The organism is Micromonospora sp. CA-248260 (assembly GCF_050942205.1).
Classification (GTDB): Bacteria; Actinomycetota; Actinomycetes; order Mycobacteriales; family Micromonosporaceae; genus Micromonospora; species Micromonospora antibiotica.
This window is the reverse complement of record NZ_CP192021.1, coordinates 2,059,454-2,076,989: the sequence shown is the minus strand read 5'-3', so window position 1 is coordinate 2,076,989 and position 17,536 is coordinate 2,059,454. Positions and strand designations below refer to the sequence as shown.

At 72.7% G+C, this 17,536-nt stretch carries 9 protein-coding genes; 2 read left to right on the top strand and 7 right to left on the bottom strand.

Annotation, left to right across the window (positions count from 1 at the left end; genetic code table 11):
- Positions 1–25 precede the first annotated feature (25 nt).
- The 7 genes from ACQP2H_RS09260 to ACQP2H_RS09230 all read right to left on the bottom strand — a co-directional run bounded on the left by ACQP2H_RS09260 (position 26) and on the right by ACQP2H_RS09230 (position 11,025).
- Positions 26–5,476 carry an SDR family NAD(P)-dependent oxidoreductase gene (locus ACQP2H_RS09260; RefSeq protein ID WP_433232109.1) on the bottom strand — a complete coding sequence of 1,817 codons (5,451 nt, stop codon included), beginning with the start codon at positions 5,474–5,476 and terminating at the stop codon, positions 26–28.
- 346 nt (positions 5,477–5,822) lie between these two features.
- Entirely contained in the window at positions 5,823–7,070 is a 1,248-nt protein-coding gene (locus tag ACQP2H_RS09255) for a glycoside hydrolase family 16 protein (RefSeq protein ID WP_307799570.1), read from the bottom strand.
- A gap of 324 nt (positions 7,071–7,394) precedes the next feature.
- Positions 7,395–7,613 (bottom strand): hypothetical protein, encoded by a 219-nt coding sequence (locus tag ACQP2H_RS09250; protein ID WP_091251726.1) that lies wholly within the window; start codon positions 7,611–7,613, stop codon positions 7,395–7,397.
- 76 nt (positions 7,614–7,689) lie between these two features.
- The gene (locus tag ACQP2H_RS09245; RefSeq protein WP_219469109.1) at positions 7,690–8,778 is read right to left on the bottom strand and encodes an NYN domain-containing protein; all 1,089 of its coding nucleotides are present in this window, start codon (positions 8,776–8,778) and stop codon (positions 7,690–7,692) included.
- 258 nt (positions 8,779–9,036) lie between these two features.
- Positions 9,037–9,558, bottom strand: a complete 522-nt coding sequence (locus ACQP2H_RS09240) for an SRPBCC family protein (RefSeq protein ID WP_433232105.1) — start codon at positions 9,556–9,558, stop codon at positions 9,037–9,039.
- Between the two features lie 184 nt (positions 9,559–9,742).
- Entirely contained in the window at positions 9,743–10,756 is a 1,014-nt protein-coding gene (locus tag ACQP2H_RS09235) for a cupin-like domain-containing protein (RefSeq protein ID WP_219469103.1), read from the bottom strand.
- Positions 10,753–11,025 carry a hypothetical protein gene (locus tag ACQP2H_RS09230; protein ID WP_219469098.1) on the bottom strand — a complete coding sequence of 91 codons (273 nt, stop codon included), beginning with the start codon at positions 11,023–11,025 and terminating at the stop codon, positions 10,753–10,755. Before ACQP2H_RS09230 ends, ACQP2H_RS09235 begins: the two co-directional genes overlap by 4 nt.
- 116 nt (positions 11,026–11,141) lie before the next feature.
- Between ACQP2H_RS09230 and ACQP2H_RS09225 the strand changes: the two genes are divergently transcribed.
- Both ACQP2H_RS09225 and ACQP2H_RS09220 read left to right on the top strand, forming a co-directional pair.
- Positions 11,142–11,831, top strand: a complete 690-nt coding sequence (locus ACQP2H_RS09225) for a YoaK family protein (RefSeq protein WP_219469095.1) — start codon at positions 11,142–11,144, stop codon at positions 11,829–11,831.
- A 204-nt stretch (positions 11,832–12,035) separates the two neighbouring features.
- Positions 12,036–17,501 (top strand): carboxyl transferase domain-containing protein, encoded by a 5,466-nt coding sequence (locus ACQP2H_RS09220; protein ID WP_357538327.1) that lies wholly within the window; start codon positions 12,036–12,038, stop codon positions 17,499–17,501.
- The last annotated feature ends 35 nt before the right edge of the window (positions 17,502–17,536 follow it).

The following is a 17,536-nucleotide window of genomic DNA, read 5'->3' as shown; positions in this document are numbered from 1 at the left end:
CGCCGGAGGTTCGTCGAGACTGCCGTCAGGAGATGCCGAGCTCGTTCTCCAGCACGTCGAACAGTTCCTCGTCGGTGGCGGACTCGTAGTCGTGCGGGGTGTCGTCGTCGGGGCGGCCGGCCCGGTCCTGCCAGCCGCGCAGCACCGCCTCCAGCCGGGCGGTCAGCCGGGCGTGCTCGTCGCCGGGCACCTCGGCCAGGGCCTTCTCCAGCCGGTCGAGGTCGGCGAGGACCGCACCGGCCGGGTCGGCGTCGGGCACCACCAGTTCGGCCTTGAGCGCGCGGGCCAGGGCGGTGGGCTCGGGGTGGTCGAAGACGAGGGTGGCGGGCAGCCGCAGCCCGGTGACGGTGCTGAGCACGTTGCGGAACTCGACGGCGGCGAGGGAGTCGAACCCGAGGTCCTTGAACGCCCGCCCGGGTTCCACCGACGCCGGGCCGGGGAAACCCAGCACGGCGGCGGCGTGCGTGCGGACCAGGTCGAGCAGCAGGGTCTCCCGGTCGGTGTCGGAGAGCCCGGCGAGCCGCTGCGCCAGCGGGGGGCCGCCGGCCGGCGCGGCACCGGCGGTGGGCCGGGCCGGGGTGCGGACCAGGCCGCGCAGCACGGCCGGCAGCGCGTCGGTGCGCCGCCGTAGCGCGTCCAGGTCGACCCGCACCGGTACGGCGGTGGCCCGGCCGGCGGCGACGGCCGCGTCGAACAGCTCCAGTCCCTCGTCGGTGGTCATCGCGGGCATCCCGAGCCGGCGCATCCGGTGCAGGTCGGCGTCGTCGAGGTGACCGCCCATCCCGGTGCCGGTGGCCCACAGGCCGAAGGCCAGCGAGGTCGCGGGCAGTCCGTCGGCGCGGCGGCGTTGGGCGAGCGCGTCGAGGAAGAGGTTCGCGGCGGCGTAGTTGCCCTGCCCCGCCCCGGCCACCCAGCCGGCCGACGAGGAGAACAGCACGAAGGCGGTCAGGTCGTGGTCGCGGGTGAGGTCGTGCAGGTGCCAGGCGGCGTCCACCTTGGGCCGCAGCACCCGGTGCAGTTGTGCGGGGGTGAGCGCGTCGACCAGGGCGTTCTCGGCGGTGCCGGCGGCGTGCACCACCGCGCCGAGCGGATGCCCGGCGAGCAGGGCGGCGACCGCGTCCCGGTCGGCGACGTCGCAGGCGGCGACCGTCACGTCGGCGCCGGCGGCGGTGAGGTCCGCGACCAGTTCCGCCGCGCCGGGCGTGGCCGCGCCGCTGCGCCCGGTCAACAGCAGCCGGCGTACGCCGTGCCGGGTGACCAGGTGCCGGGCGACGAGGCTGCCCAACCCACCGAGGCCACCGGTGATCAGGACGGTGCCGTCGACGGGCCACGGGCTGTCGGCGGTGGTGTCGACGGGCAGCCGGGCCAGCCGGGGCACCAGCAGTTGCCCGTCCCGGACGGCCACCTCGGGTTCACCGGTGGCCAGGGCCGCCGCGAGGTGGGTGGTGCCGGGTGCGTCGGTGTCGACGAGCACGAACCGGCCGGGGTGTTCGGCTTCGGCGGCCCGGACCAGCCCCCACAGGGCCGCTGCGGCGGGGTCGACCGGGGTGTCACCGGCCCCGACCGCGTCCCGGGTGAGCAGTGCCAGCGTGCTGTGCGCGTACCCCGGGTGGGTGAGCCAGCGGTGCAGCAGCCCCAGCAGGCGTTCGGTGGCCTCGTGCACGGCGGCCGGCGGGGTGCCGGGCGGGTCCAGGGTGACCACGACGGTGTCGGGCGCGGGTTCGGGCAGTTCCGCGTCGATGTCGAGGGCGGTCCAGTCGTCGGTGGCGGCGGCCGGGGTGGGGACGGGCTGCCAGGTCACCTCGTAGAGGTGGCGGTGCCGGCTGCGGGCGGCGGCGCCGAGCGCGTCGGCGGCGACCGGCCGGGCCACCACCTGGTCGATGGTGGCGACCGGGTTGCCGTGCCCGTCGGCGACGGTGACGGCCAGCTTGTCGCCGGTGGCCGGGGAGATCCGGATGCGCAGGGCGGCGGCGTGCGCGGCGTGCAGGGTGACGCCGCGCCAGGAGAACGGCAGTGGGGTGTCGCCCGCGCCCTCGTCGACCAGGTTGGCGTGCAGGGCCGCGTCGAGCAGCGCCGGGTGCAGCAGGAACCGGGGCGCGTCGGCGGCGGCCACCTCGGGCAGCGCCGCCTCGGCCCACACCTCGGCGGCGTCGCCGTCGCCGCGCCGCCACACCGCGCGCAGCCCCTGGAACACCGGCCCGTAGCCGTAGCCGTGGTCACGCAGCCGGTCGTAGAGGCCGTCGAGGTCGACGGGTTCGGCACCGGCGGGCGGCCATTCGGTGAGGTCGGCGGCGGCCGGGTCGGCCCCGGCCTGCCGGACCAGGACCCCTTCGGCGTGCCGGGTCCAGTCGGTCGCGTCGTCGGGCCGGCTCCAGATGCCGAGGGTACGAGCGCCGCTGTCGTCGGCGGCGTCGACGGTGACCCGCAGGGCCAGACCGCCGTCGGTGGGCAGCACCAGCGGCGCGTTGATGGTCAACTCGTCGAGTACCGGGCAGCCGACCTGGTCACCGGCGCGCAGGGCGAGTTCGACCAGCCCGGTGCCGGGGACGAGGACGGTGTCGAAGACCGCGTGGTCGGCGAGCCACGGCTGGGCGGTGCGGGCGAGCCGGCCGGTGAGCACCACACCGCCGGTGTCGGGCAGGTCGACGACGGCACCGAGCATCGGGTGGTCGGCGGGGAACTGGCCGAGCCCGGCGGTGTCGCCGGCCCCGGGTGGCGCGTCGAGCCAGTAGCGCTGGTGTCGGAACGCGTAGGTGGGCAGGTCGATCTGTCGGCCACCCGGGTCGACGGCCGACCAGTCCAGCTCGATCCCACTAGCCCATGCCTGCGCCATCCCGGCCGCGTACGCCGGCACCTGGCCGTCGTCGTGCCGTTGCGCGCTGTCGTCGGGCTGCTGTGCCGGACCGGCCTGGGTGCGTCGACGGCGCTGGAGCGCGATGGCGGTGGCGTCCTCGACGCAGTCGGCGACCATCGCGGTCAGCACACTGTCCGGCCCGATCTCCACGAACCGCGTCACCCCACGGGCCGCCAGAGCGGCCACCGCGTCAGCGAACCGCACGGTCCCCCGCACCTGACCCTGCCAGTACCCGACCGAACCCAACTCCTCGTCGGTGACAAGATCACCGGTCGCGGTCGACACCAACGGGATCGCCGCCGGATTGGCGGTCACTCCACGGAGGACCTGCCCGTAGTCGGCCAGCATCGGGTCCATCAGATGCGAATGGAACGCATGCGACACCCGCAACCGACGCGTCTTCACCTCAAGACGAGCCTCCAACGCCGCGACCTGCTCCTCCGTCCCCGACACGACCACCGCACGAGGACCGTTCACCGCCGCCACGTCCACGTCACCCAGATCCAACTCCGCCAACGGCGCAGCGATCGCCAACATCGCCCCACCCGACGGCAGAGCCTGCATCAGACCACCACGCGCCGCCACCACCCGACACGCGTCCGCCAGCGACCAGACACCGGCCACGTGCGCGGCAGCCAACTCACCGATCGAATGACCCGCCACGAAATCAGGCTTCAACCCCCACGACTCCGCCAGACGGAACAACGCCACCTCAACCGCGAACAACGCCGGCTGCGTCCACCCCGTCTGATCCAACACACCACCCGGGTCGGTGAACATCACCTCCCGCAGATCACCACCCAGCAACGACCCGAACGCCACACACACCTCATCCAGAGCCCGCGCGAACACCGGGAAAGCCGCCGCCAACTCGCGACCCATCCCCACCCGCTGCGCACCCTGACCGGTGAACAGCACGGCGGTGCGGCCGTGGTCGACCCGACCGGTCAGGCCGGTGCCGGCGGCGAGGGCGTCGAGACCCGACACCAGTTCAGCCACGTCCGCGCCGACGGCCACGCCACGGCACTCCATCGCGGACCGGCCGGCACCGAGGGTGAACCCGACGTCCACCGGGCGTTCGTCAATGAGGAAGCCGCGCAACCGGTCGGCCTGCGCGGCCAGTGCGTCCGTCGACCGCCCGGACAGTGGCCAGAGCAGCACCGGCGGCTCGGTGGCGACGGGCACGGCCGAGCCGGTGGCCGCGGTCGGGGCGGGGGGTTCGGCCGGGTCGGTGGGCTCGACCGGGGGTGCCTGTTCCAGCACCACGTGGGCGTTGGTGCCACTGAGGCCGAACGACGACACGGCCGCCCGTCGGGGTCGCCCGGTGTCCGGCCACTCGACGGCGTCGGTGAGCAGCCGTACGTCGCCGGCCGTCCAGTCGACGTGCGGGGTGGGCCGGTCGACGTGCAGGGTGCGGGGCAGTACGCCGTACCGCATCGCCAGCACCATCTTGATCACCCCGGCGACCCCGGCGGCGGCCTGGGTGTGGCCCAGGTTCGACTTCACCGAGCCCAGCCAGAGCGGCTGCTCCCGGTCCTGGCCGTAGGTGGCGAGGATCGCCTGCGCCTCGATCGGGTCACCGAGCCGGGTGCCGGTGCCGTGCGCCTCGACGGCGTCCACCTGGTCGGCGGTGAGCCGGGCGTTGGCCAACGCGTCGGCGATGACCCGGCGCTGCGACGGACCGTTGGGGGCGGTGAGACCGCTGCTGGCACCGTCCTGGTTGACCGCGGTGCCGCGGACCACGGCCAGCACCCGGTGCCCGTGGCGTTGGGCGTCGCTGAGCCGCTCGACCAGCAGCACCCCGACGCCCTCGGCCCAGCCGGTGCCGTCGGCGGCGGCGGCGAACGGCTTGCACCGGCCGTCGGCGGCCAGGCCCCGCTGGCGGCTGAAGTCGACGAACGTCTCAGGCGTGGCCATCACCGTCACGCCGCCGGCCAACGCCAGCGTGCACTCCTCGCGGCGCAGCGACTGGATCGCCAGGTGCAGCGCGACCAGTGACGAGGAGCAGGCGGTGTCGACGGTGATCGCCGGGCCTTCGAGGCCCAGCACGTAGGCGACCCGGCCGGAGAAGATGCTGCCGGTGTTGCCGTTGCCGATGAAACCCTCCAGCTCGGCGGGCACCACCGGCAGCCGGCTGGAATAGTCGTGGTACATCAGCCCGGCGAACACGCCGGTACGGCTGCCGCGCACCGAGGCGGGGGCGATACCGGCCGATTCGAACGCCTCCCAGGACGCCTCCAGCAGCAGCCGCTGCTGCGGGTCCATGGCGATCGCCTCACGCGGGGAAATGCCGAAGAACTCCGGATCGAAAAGGGCGGCGTCGGAAAGGAAACCGCCGGTCTTCGCGTACGTCTTACCGGCCTTGGAATCGTCGGGATCGTAGATGTCCTCGACGTTCCAGCCCCGGTCGTCGGGAAAGTCGGAGACCGCGTCGGTCCCGTCTGCCAGGAGCCGCCACAACGCGGCCGGGCCATCCACACCACCCGGGAAGCGGCAGCTCATACCGACGATCGCGATCGGGTCGTACTCCCGGCGCTCGGCCTGACGCAACTGCCGACGGGCCTCACGCAGATCCGTGGTGGCCCGCTTCAGGTACCCGAGAAGCTTCTCCTCGTTCTCCATCTACGTCTCCCGCCACTAGCCCCAGCCGGGCAGACCCGGGTCAATATCGACTCACGGGTCAGCGCGGCGGCAATTGTCGAAACAGAGAGCTTCTTCGGGGATTGTTGGTTGTTCGCGATGACCCTACGGCGGCCCGGCGCACCACTAACCCCCTACCGCCCCCAGAGCGCCCCCTAGCCCGCGACGCTCCGACCTCGACCGTGGGTCACCGTCGGCCGGGCCACCCGCGCGGCGGCTGGGGTTGCGGGCCGGGCGACTCCGACCGCGGGCATCGTGGCGGAACGACGGATGGCCCCCCAGCACACGCTGAGGGGCCATCCGTCGCGGGGCTACCGCCGGGGTGCGGTCAGAAGCGGGACCATTTCTGGCTACTCACGCCGAGGCAGTCCCACAGGTGCAGTTTGCCGCCGTTGTTGGGGTTCTGGTCGCGGACGTCGACGCACCGGTTGGCGCTGAGGTTGACCAGGTCCCCGGCGCCGTTGAGGGTGAACCGTTGGGCCGGGTTGCCGTTGCAGGTGACCAGGTTGACCTCAGTGCCGTTGGCGGTGCCGGCCCAGGCGGGGTCCATGCACTTGCCCATCGCGCGTACGGTGCCGTCGGTGGCGAAGGTCCAGGCCTGCGCGGCGGTGGTGTTGCAGTCCCAGATCTGGAGTTTCGCGCCGTCGACCGGGTTGGCGCTCGGGATGTCGACGCATCGGCCGCTCTGCGCGCCCCGCAGCCGGGTGGTGCCGGGCTGCGGGTTGCCGCCGCCGGGGACGTAGCTGGAGACCCGCACGTAGTCCACGAGCATCTGCTGGGGGAACTGGGTGGAGCCGTCGGGGTAGCCGGGCCAGTTGCCGCCCACCGCCACGTTGAGGATCATGAAGAACGGGTGGTCGTAGACCCAGCGGTTGCCGCCGAGCCGGGACGGGTCGACGCGGTGGTACTCGACGCCGTCGAGGTACCAGACGATGAGGTTCGGCTCCCAGTCCACCCGGTAGGTGTGGAAGGTGTCGGCGAGGGGCTGGCCGATGGTACGGCTGCCGGTGATGCCGCCTCCGCCGGAGTAGCCGGGGCCGTGCACGGTGCCGTAGACGGTGTTCGGCTCCCGGCCGATGTTCTCCATGATGTCGATCTCACCGGCGGCGGGCCAGCCGGCGCTGCCCATGTCGTTGCCGAGCATCCAGAACGCCGGCCAGATGCCCTGCCCGCGCGGGATCTTGATGCGGGCCTCGAACCGGCCGTACGCCTGGTTGAAGGTGGCGGCGGTGAGCAGCCGGGCCGAGGTGTACTCGCACCGGCCATAGTGGCACTGGTAGTTGGCCGGGTTCTCCTTGCGGGCGGTGATCACCAGGTTGCCCTGTCCGTCGTGGACGGCGTTGCTGGTGCTGTTGGTGTAGTACTGCCGCTCGTTGTTGCCCCAGCCACCGCCGCCGATGTCGAAGCGCCACCTGTTCTGGTCGACGGGGGTGCCGGCGGCGGCGTTGAACTCGTCCTGCCAGCTGATGCCGCCGATGGCGGCCGAGGCGGGCTCGGCCTGGGCCGGCAGGACGAGGGCGGCGGCAAGGGTGACCAGGGCGACCGCCGCGCGGGTGAGGGGTCGGGTTGCGAGCACGGGAGGCTCCTCGGGGACGACATCGGGGGCGGGTGGGTTGCGCGCACCGGGGGAGAGCGCTCTCCACGAAGGATGTCGATATGCCGCGCTTCTGTCAAGAATGTTGCCAATTAACTCGGGTGACCACGGGCAGCTCAGGACACCTTCGTAACGAGAATTTCACTCTCAGTAATCAGCGTTTCCGCGCGGTGGGAACGTCGGGGGGCCGACCCGAAGGGGCCCTCAGCCGGGCGCGGATGACTTTCGACCGGGCCCGGGAAACTCCACCGGGGGCCGGATGCGGGCGGGACGCGGTGCGGACCGCCCGCCGCCCGGCCCGGCCGATCAGTGATGCAGCCCGCGCCAGGAGGGGTTGCTGCCGCGCCAGGCGTCGGCGAGGATTACCGCCGCCGCCCGGCTCGGGCACTGCTGCACGCGGGAGCGACCCGACGCCCCGCCGATCTGCGCCTGGACCTCCCAGGCCTCCCCGTCGGTACGGATGTACACGTCCCGCCGCCCGCGCGGGCTCGGGTCACCGTTCCACCAGTGCTCCTCGACCATCATTTGCCGACCGTATAGCAAATCGGCCTCAGGACGTGAGTCACGAATTCGTCGAGATCCCTCACGGACCCGGCCCCGGTCACCCCTGCCGGGGAGTGAGCAGGTAGTCGTCGGCCTCCGCGCTCCAGGCCAACGCGACCTCGCCGGCGGTGGCGGCGGCCTTGCAGAACTGGAGGAAACTGCGGTAGCCGAGCTTCTTCTCACTGAACTCGGGGCGGGCCCGGCGGAGCTGGTTCTTGAGGCCGGAGAGCGCCACCGGGCCGCCGGACCCGGCCAGCTCCGCCACCACGCTGCGGAGCAACGCGAAGGCCACCTCCTGGTCGCCGTGCTCGGGCAGGGACACCTCGGGGTCGCCCTTGGCCGGCCCCTCCGCCAACTCGACGACGTTGTGCCCGGCGAGGTGACGCAGCAGCTCGCCGAAGGTGCGGAACCCGTAGTCGGACTCGCTGAAGGTCGGGTCCTTGCGCAGCAGGGTGCGCTTGAGCCGGGAGGCGGTCACCTCGCCGTCGGAACTGCCCTGGAGGCCGGCCACGGTCTGCGCGACCAGCACGGCGAGCGCGTCCGCGTCGCGGACCGGCTCCTCGGCGGCCGGCGGGCGTTCCGGCTCGGCCTGCTCCTGCTCCACCGTCTCGACCTGCTGCGGCTCCGCCGCACGGGCCGGCCGGCCCCGCCGGGCCCGGACGGGCAGGACGTCGACGCCCTCCAGCCGGTCGTAGTAGAGGAACTCGTCGCAGGCGGGCGGGAGCAGCGCCGAGGTGGACTTCTCCACCCCGACCCCGATGACCCGTTTGTTGAGTTCGCGAAGTTTGTGCACCAGCGGGGTGAAATCACTGTCCCCCGTGCAGATCACGAAGGTGGAGATGTAGCCGCGCTCGAAGGCCAGCTCCACCGCGTCGACCGCCATCTTGATGTCGGCGGCGTTCTTGCGGGACGCACCCATCCGCTGGGGGATCTCGATCAGCTCGACGTGCGAGCGGGTGAGCATCCGACGGTCCTCGTCGAAGTACGACCAGTCGGCGTACGCCCGCCGCACCACCACCCGACCCCGCTCCGCCAGGGCGTCGGCGATCGGGCGGAAGTCGAAGGCCCGCCCGCCATGGTGGTCCCGCGCGCCCAGCGCGAGGTTCTCGTAGTCGAGAAACAGCGCGATCCGATCCTCTTGATCCACGCCACCACCCTAATCCCGCCCCCTCCCCCCACCACGCCCGCCACGTCGCAGCACCCCGCCAACTCCCGGTGATCAAGAGGAAAACGTCACCCGACGAGCGGTTCCTGACGCATTCCTCTTGATCACCGGGACGCTCCGGGCGGGGCGGGGGGCTCCGGGCGGGGCGGGGGGCTCCGGGCGGGGCGGGGGGCTCCGGGCGGGGCGGGGGGCTCCGGGCGGGGCCGGAGGCCCCCCCGGGGGGAGGGGGAGGGAGGGGGGTTAGGGGGTTCGGTTTTCGGCTAGGGCCTTGATGCCGTCGAGGACGGACTCGATGTGGGAGCGGAGTTGGCCGAGGCGGGACTCGACGATCTGCTCCTCGTGCTCGGGGGCCTGGTCGATCACCAGGCTGAGGCCGGACCGGCCCGGACCGACCTGGGCGGTCTGCCGCAGCCGGGTGCCGGCGCCCTCCGGTTCCAGCTCGAAACGCCAGGTGGCCGCCGGGGACGACACGTCGGCCCGGCCGGCGCCGTCCGGGCCGGCGAACGCGCCGTCCACGTCCGTGACGACCCACCCGAAGACCCGCTCCTGGTCCAGCTCGATGACGTACGACGCGGTCCGCCACTCACCGATGCGTGGATGGCTGTTGTAGCCGAGGAAGCTGGCCCCCTTGGCCAGGCCGTTGGTGTCGTCGAGCCACTCCACCCGCTGCAACTCCGGGCTCAGCCGGGCCGGCAGGTGGATGTCGGTCACCAGTTCCCAGACCCGGGACGGAATCGCCTCGACGTAGACCTCGTAGGTCACGCCCGGTCCATCGGCATAACGCAAAACGGCCACCTTCACGATCGAAGATCCGGCTCGCCGGATCACCCCACAGTCCGATCGACGATAATGCATGTGAGCAAGGGGTGGCAGGGGTGGCCGACGCTCAGGCGGTCACCGGCGGCAGCGGGCGGCCCCGCTCCGGTCGAGCGGGGCCGCCCCGGCGTCACCGGTCGACACCGGCTGCCGGCGGGGTGGCCATCTTGTGGTTCTGCCCCGGGACCCGGAAGTGGTGGAAGCTGACGGTGGCGCTGACCTCCAGCGCCTGCACCCAGTGCCACCAGCCCACCGGCACGAACAACAGCTGCCCCGGTTCCAGCACCACGTCGAGCACCGTCGCCTCGGCGAACCGGGGATGCCGGGTGAGGTCCGGGTCCGCCGCGTCGACCGCGCTGAACGTGCCGCCGCGCGGATAGACCAGGTGCCGCTCGTACGACGGGACCAGCCGGACGTGCTTGCGGCCGAGCACCTGGCCGAGCAGCACCGAACTGTTGTCCACGTGCAGCGGGGTCACCGTGCCGGCCGGCCCGAGCAGCAGGTGCCCGAGCCCGGACGGGTCCACGATCCCCTCCGGCGCCCGGATGTCGGCGGCGAGCGGGCGCAGCGCCCCGGACCAGTTCTCGTTGCGCGGCACCATGTAGTAGTCGTTGGTGCGCCGGCCGGAGCCGAGCAGCGCCAGGTAGTCGCGGAACGGCATGCTGGTGCGGTGCCGGTCGTACTGCCAGGCGTGGTCGGGGTTGGCCTCCCGCCCGGTCATCACCTCGACCACGGCATCGCCGCAGGCCGCCGCCAGGCCGGAAAGCGTCCAGCCGAGGGCGGGCCAGTCGGCCATCAGGCCATCGAGCACGACCGGCCGGTTGCCGAAGTAGTAGCGGGAGAAGAACTCGGCGGGGTCGAGGTCCGCACGCCGTTCCAGGGTCCGACCTCCGTCGCTGTCGCGCAGCGTCCGGTACGTGTCGAGCACCGACTCCAGCCAGTCGTAGCGCAGCGCGAGCCGGCGGCACACCGCGAGGTACGGGTGGTCGGCCAGGTCCCGCAGCTCGGCGTCGACGGCTTCGGGGTCGGCGGACCCGGCGACGGCGGCGGCCCGCACCTGCGGCACCGACGCGCCCATGGCGAGGTTCTCGACGAGCCACTCCCGCCAGGCGGGGTCGAGTCGGGGCGGGACGAGCGTGGTCATGCCCCGGCCGCCGGGACGAGGGTGAGCCGGGGCGGGCGGACCGCCTCCTGGCAGGTCGGGTACGAGTTCTTCACGTGGGCGGGGATGTGGTCCGGTGGCGGGGTGAGCTGCAGTTCGCGGGCGTACTCCTGGCAGTTGACGTAGGAGTTCTTCACGTGGGCGGGGATGTGGTCCGGTGGCGGGGTGAGCCGCGCCTCGCGGGCGTACTCCTCGCAGTTGACGTAGGAACCCTTGACGTGGGCGGGGAAGTGGTCCGGAACGTTGGTCATGGGCCCAGTCAACGGGCCGCCACGTCCCGGCCACCAGGGACCGCCGTCCCGGTCGCCCGGGACGTTCCCGCAGGTCATGGGTAGACTCCGGCCGGAAACGATCATCGGAAGGGCCCATGACGAAAAGCTACGAGCTGCCGCTGCTGGTGTTGACCGCGGCGACCGGGGCGGTCGACGGCGTGAGCTATCTCGCGCTGGACCGGGTCTTCACCGGCAACATGACCGGCAACGTGCTCTTCATCGGTTTCGGGCTGGCCGGGGTGTCCGGCCTGCCGGTGCTCAACAACCTGGTGGCGCTGCTGGCGTTCATGCTCGGCGCGGTGCTCGCCGCCCGGTTGACCCGGCGCTCGTCGGGGCCGGCGGCGCTGCCCGCCGCCGGGCTGGCCATCCTGGTCGGCGGCAGTGTGCTGACCCTCGCCCTGGCCGGGCTCTGGCTCGCCACCGGCCCACCGACGCACGGGGTGATGCTGACCGTCACCGGGCTGCTCGCCCTGGTGCTCGGCGCGCAGGCCGCAGCGGTCAAGCACATCGGTATCCGGGACCTCTCCACGGTCGTGGTGACCATGACCATGGTGAACCTCTCCACCGACAGCCGGGCCGCCGGCGGTCCGGGTACGGCCTGGCTGCGCCGGTTCGGGGCGATCACCACGATGGGGCTGGGCGCGTTCGTCTCCGCGGTGCTGACGTTGCGGGTGAACGGGGCGGTGGCGCTGGTCGTGGCCGGGGCGTTGTTGACCGTCGGCACGGCGCTGATCGCGGTGATCCGCCGCCGCGAGGTGGCCGCGACGGCGACTGTCGACGCCTGACCCCCGCGACCTGCGGCGGGTGCCGCGCCACCACCGGCGCGGGCGGGGAGGACCAAAAACTTTTGTGGGGTTCCTACAACGGTCACCGCTCAGGGTTCGGTGATTACGACATGGCGCTACCGGCCGGCAGCCGGAAGGGTGATCGCTGTCGGGGGTCGATGCCTTGCGGCGCGTACTCGTGGATCTACCGGAGGAGTCGGTCGGGTGTTCAGCCGTGTCGCCATCGTCAACCGGGGTGAGGCCGCGATGCGCCTCATTCACGCGGTCCGAGAGCTGGCCGCGCAGACCGACACGCGGATCGAAACCGTGGCCCTCTATACCGACGTCGACCGTACCGCGACATTCGTCCGCGAGGCCGACGTCGCCTACGACCTCGGTCCCGCCTCCGCCCGGCCGTACCTCGACCTCAAGAAGCTGGAGCACGCCCTGGTCGAGACCGGGGCCGACGCCGCCTGGGTCGGGTGGGGTTTCGTCGCCGAGGACCCGGCCTTCGCGGAGCTGTGCGAGAAGATCGGGGTGACCTTCGTCGGGCCGAGCCCGGACGCGATGCGCAAGCTCGGCGACAAGATCGGCGCGAAGCTGATCGCCGAGGAGGTCGGCGTGCCGGTCGCGCCGTGGAGCCGGGGCGCGGTGGAGACCCTGGAGGCGGCGATCACCGCCGCCGCCGAGATCGGCTACCCGCTGATGCTCAAGGCGACCGCCGGTGGTGGCGGGCGGGGCATCCGCGTCGTCACCAGCGACGCCGAGCTGGCCGACGCCTACCAGCGCACCAGCCAGGAGGCGGCCCGCGCCTTCGGCAGCGGCATCGTGTTCCTGGAGCGCCTGGTCACCGGCGCCCGGCACGTCGAGGTCCAGGTGATCGCGGACGGTCAGGGCACCGCCTGGGCGCTCGGCGTACGCGACTGCTCGGTGCAGCGGCGCAACCAGAAGGTCATCGAGGAGTCCGCCTCCCCGGTGCTCAGCCCGGAGCAGGCCGTCGAGCTCAAGACGTCAGCCGAACGGCTGGCCGTCGCGGTCGGCTACCGGGGCGCGGCGACCGTCGAGTTCCTCTACCACCCGGGTGACCGGTTGTTCGCCTTCCTGGAGGTCAACACCCGGCTCCAGGTGGAGCACCCGATCACCGAGCTGACCACCGGTTTCGACCTGGTCAAGGCGCAGCTGCACGTCGCGGCGGGCGGCCGGCTCGACGGGGTGCCGCCGCTGGAGCGCGGGCACGCCATCGAGGCCCGGCTCAACGCCGAGGACCCGGACCGCGACTTCGCGCCCGCCCCCGGCCGGATCGCCCGGCTGGACCTGCCCGCCGGGCCCGGCATCCGGGTGGACACCGGGGTCAGCGAGGGCGACACCATCCCGGCCGACTTCGACTCGATGATCGCGAAGATCATCGCCTACGGGCGGGACCGCGACGAGGCGCTCGGCCGGCTGCGGCGGGCGATGGCCAACACCACCGTGATCATCGAGGGCGGCGCGACCAACAAGAGCTTCGTGCTCGACCTGCTCGACCAGCCCGAGGTGATCGACGCCAGCGCCGACACCGGCTGGATCGACCGGGTACGCGCCGAGGGCCGGCTCGTCTCGCACCGGCACTCCGCCGTCGCGCTCGCCGCCGCCGCGATCGAGGCGTACGAGGAGCAGGAACGCGCCGAGCAGCAGCGGCTGCTGTCGACGGCGTTCGGCGGGCGTCCCCAGGTTCAGCACGTCAGCGGCCGGCCGTTGGACCTCAAACTGCGCGGCGTGGGCTACCGGATGCGGGTGGCCCGGGTCGGCGCGCACCGGTTCCGGGTCGGTATCGAGGCCGGTGGCGACGTGCACACCGCCGACGTCGAGCTGGACCGGTTCGACCGGCACACCGGGCAGATCGCCGTCAACGGTGCCCGGTACCGGCTGCTCACCGGCACCCACGGCGCGATCCACCTGGTCGAGGTCGACGGCGTGACCCACCGGGTCGGCCGCGACGAGGGCGGCGTGGTCCGCTCCCCGATGCCGGCGCTGGTCGTCGCGACGCCGGTGGAGGTGGGTGCCGAGGTCGAGGCGGGCGCACCGGTGCTGGTGCTGGAGGCGATGAAGATGGAGACGGTGCTGCGGGCACCGTTCCGGGCCCGGCTCAGGGAGTGCGGCGTCTCCGTCGGCAGCCAGGTGGAGGCCGGCGCGGCGCTGCTGCGGCTGGAGCCCCTCGCCGACGACTCCGACGACACCCCGGACACCCCCACCGCCGCTCCCGTCGCCCTGGACCTTCCCGTCGCGCCCGACCAGGCCCCGGCGGTCGAGCGGTCCCGGCGCGGCCAGGAGGACCTCCGTGGTCTGCTGCTGGGTTTCGACGTGGACCCGCACGACGACGGCCGGGTGCTCGACGAGTACCTCGCCGCACGGCGGGCCGCCATCGAGGACGGCCACCGTCCGCTGGCCGAGGAGATCGACCTCGTCGACGTCTTCGCCGACCTCGCCGAGCTGACCCGCAACCGGCTGACCGGTGAGGACGTCAGCGGGGACAACCACGTCCCCAGCGCCCGCGAGTATTTCCACACCTACCTGCAGAGCCTCGACGTCGAGCGGGCCGGGCTGCCGGCGCCCTTCCAGGCCAAGCTGGCCAAGGCCCTCGGCCACTACGGCGTCACCGAGCTGGACCGCTCCCCCGCTCTCGAAGCCGCCGTGTTCCGCATCTTCCTGGCCCAGCAGCGGGCCTCCGCCGACGCCACGGTCGTCGCGACGCTGCTGCGCTCCTGGCTGCGCGAGCCCCCGCCGGACGCGGTGCTGCGTGAGCCCGCCGGTCTCGCGTTGGAGCGGCTGGTGGCGGCGACGCAGGTGCGTTTCCCGGTCGTCGCCGACCTGGCGCGCGGCGTGGTGTTCGCCTGGTTCGCCCAGCCGCTGCTGCTGCGCAACCGCGCCCGGCTGTACGCCTCGGTCCGCCGCCACCTGCGTCACCTGGACGCGCACCCGGACGCGGCGGACCGCGCCGAGCGGGTCGCGGAGATGGTCCGCAGCACCGAACCCCTGGTCCGGGTGCTCGGCCAGCGGCTCGTCCGGGACCACCTCGACAACGCGGTGATGCTGGAGGTGCTGACCCGGCGGTACTACGGCAACAAGGGTCTCGCCGACGTCCGCACCCGCCAGGTCGCCGACTGCACGTTCGTGGTGGCCGAGCGGGCCGACTCCAGCCTGCTCTCCGCCGCCGTACGCTTCGACGCGTTGGGCGACGCGCTGCGCGGGCTCGCCGAGCTGGCCGGGGACGGCTCCGCCGTCGACGCCGACATCTACCTCGGCTGGGAGAACCAGCCGGAGGACTTCGACGCGATGGCCGCCGCGCTGCTGGAGGTCGTCAACGCGCACCCGCTGCCGGCCCAGGTCCGTCGGCTCACCACCACCGTCGCCGGGCGTGGCGGCGCGGTGATGCACCACCACTTCACGTTCCGCCCGTCGAGCACGGGGATGAGCGAGGAGCGGCTGATCCGAGGCCTGCACCCGTACATCGCGCAGCGGATGCAGTTGGAGCGGCTGCGCAAGTTCGACCTGACCCGGCTGCCGTCGTCGGACGAGGAGGTCTACCTCTTCCAGGCCGTCGCCCGGGAGAACCCGTCCGACGAGCGGCTCGTCGCGTTCGCCCAGGTGCGTGACCTGACGGCGCTGCGCGAGCACGACGGTCGGCTGGTCGCCCTGCCCACGGCCGAGGACATCGTCGCCACCTGCCTGGACTCGATCCGTCGGGCGCAAACCCGCCGCCCGTCCAAGACCCGCTTCAACACCAACCGGATCGTCATCTACGTCTGGCCGCCGAGCGACCTGACCCGTGAGGAGATGGAGATGATCGCCGGGCGGGTCCGCCCGACGACCGTCGGCGCGGGGCTGGAGGAGATCCTGTTCATCGCGCGCCAGCGCGACCGCCGCACCGGTGAGCTGACCAAGATCGCGGTACGGATCTCGTTCGACGCCACCGGTGGGGCCGAGCTGAGCATGGGTGAGCCGCCGGCCGACCCGGTCGAGCCGCTCGACGACTACCGGCTGAAGGTGCTGCGGGCCAGCAGCCGCAACACGGTCTACCCGTACGAGTTGACCGGGATGCTCGGCCAGTTCGTCGAGCACGACCTCGACGACGAGCACGCGCTGGCGCCGGTGGACCGGCCCCGGGGGCGCAACACGGCGGCGATCGTCGCGGGGGTGGTCACCACGCCGACCCCGCGGCACCCGCAGGGCGTCACCCGGGTGGTGCTGCTGGGCGACCCGACCAAGTCGCTCGGCGCGCTCTCCGAGGCCGAGTGCCGGCGGGTGATCGCCGCCCTGGATCTGGCGGAGCGGCTCCAGGTGCCGCTGGAGTGGTACGCCCTGTCGGCCGGTGCCCGGATCTCGATGACGTCGGGCACCGAGAACATGGACTGGGTGGCGGCGGCGCTCAAGCGGATCGTCGAGTTCACCCAGGACGGCGGCGAGATCAACATCGTGGTCGCGGGGATCAACGTGGGCGCCCAGCCGTACTGGAACGCCGAGGCGACGATGCTCATGCACACCCGGGGCATCCTGGTGATGACGCCGGAGGCCGCGATGGTGCTCACCGGCAAGCAGTCGCTGGACTTCTCCGGTGGGGTCTCCGCCGAGGACAACTTCGGCATCGGCGGCTACGACCGGGTGATGGGCCCCAACGGGCAGGCGCAGTACTGGGCGCCCAACCTGACGGCGGCCCGGGACGTGCTGATGTCGTACTACGACCACACGTACGTCGCGCCCGGGGAGGACGCCCCGCGTCGGGCGACCACCGCCGACCCGGCCGACCGGGACGTCTCCGCCTTCCCGCACACCGTGGCGGGCAGCGACTTCACCACCGTCGGCGAGATCTTCTCCGCCACGGCGAACCCGGACCGCAAGAAGCCGTTCGACATCCGTACGGTGATGCGGGCGCTGTCCGACCAGGACCACCCGGTGCTGGAGCGGTGGGCGGGCATGGCCGACGCGGAGACCGCGGTGGTGCAGGACGTCCACCTCGGTGGCATCCCGGTCTGCCTGCTCGGCATCGAGTCGCGGTCGGTGCCCCGCCGGGGCTTCCCGCCCACCGACGGCCCGGACACCTACACCGCGGGCACCCTGTTCCCGCGCTCGTCCAAGAAGGCCGCGCGGGCGATCAACGCGGCCAGCGGCAACCGGCCGCTGGTGGTGCTGGCGAACCTGTCGGGCTTCGACGGCTCACCCGAGTCGATGCGCAAACTGCAACTGGAGTACGGGGCCGAGATCGGCCGGGCGATCGTCAACTTCCGCGGTCCGATCGTGTTCTGCGTGATCTCCCGCTATCACGGCGGGGCGTTCGTGGTCTTCTCCAAGGCGCTGAACCCGAACATGACGGTGCTGGCACTGGAGGGCTCGTTCGCCTCGGTGCTCGGCGGCGCCCCGGCGGCGGCGGTGGTGTTCTCCGGCGACGTCAACGCCCGTACCGCTGCCGACCTGCGGGTGCGCGACCTGGAGGCGCGGGTCGCGGCGGCCACCGGCACCGAGCGGGCGGCGCTGACCGCGGAACTCGACGAGACCCGCGCGGCGGTCCGCGCGGAGAAGCTCGGCGAGGTGGCGGCGGAGTTCGACCGGGTGCACAACATCCAGCGGGCGGTGGAGGTCGGCTCGGTCGACGCGGTGATCCGGGCCGCCGAACTGCGCCCCCGCATCATCGAGGCGATCGAGTCCCGACTGCGGTGACGCCGACCGGCGGGGTCCGGTGGGCCCCGCCGGTC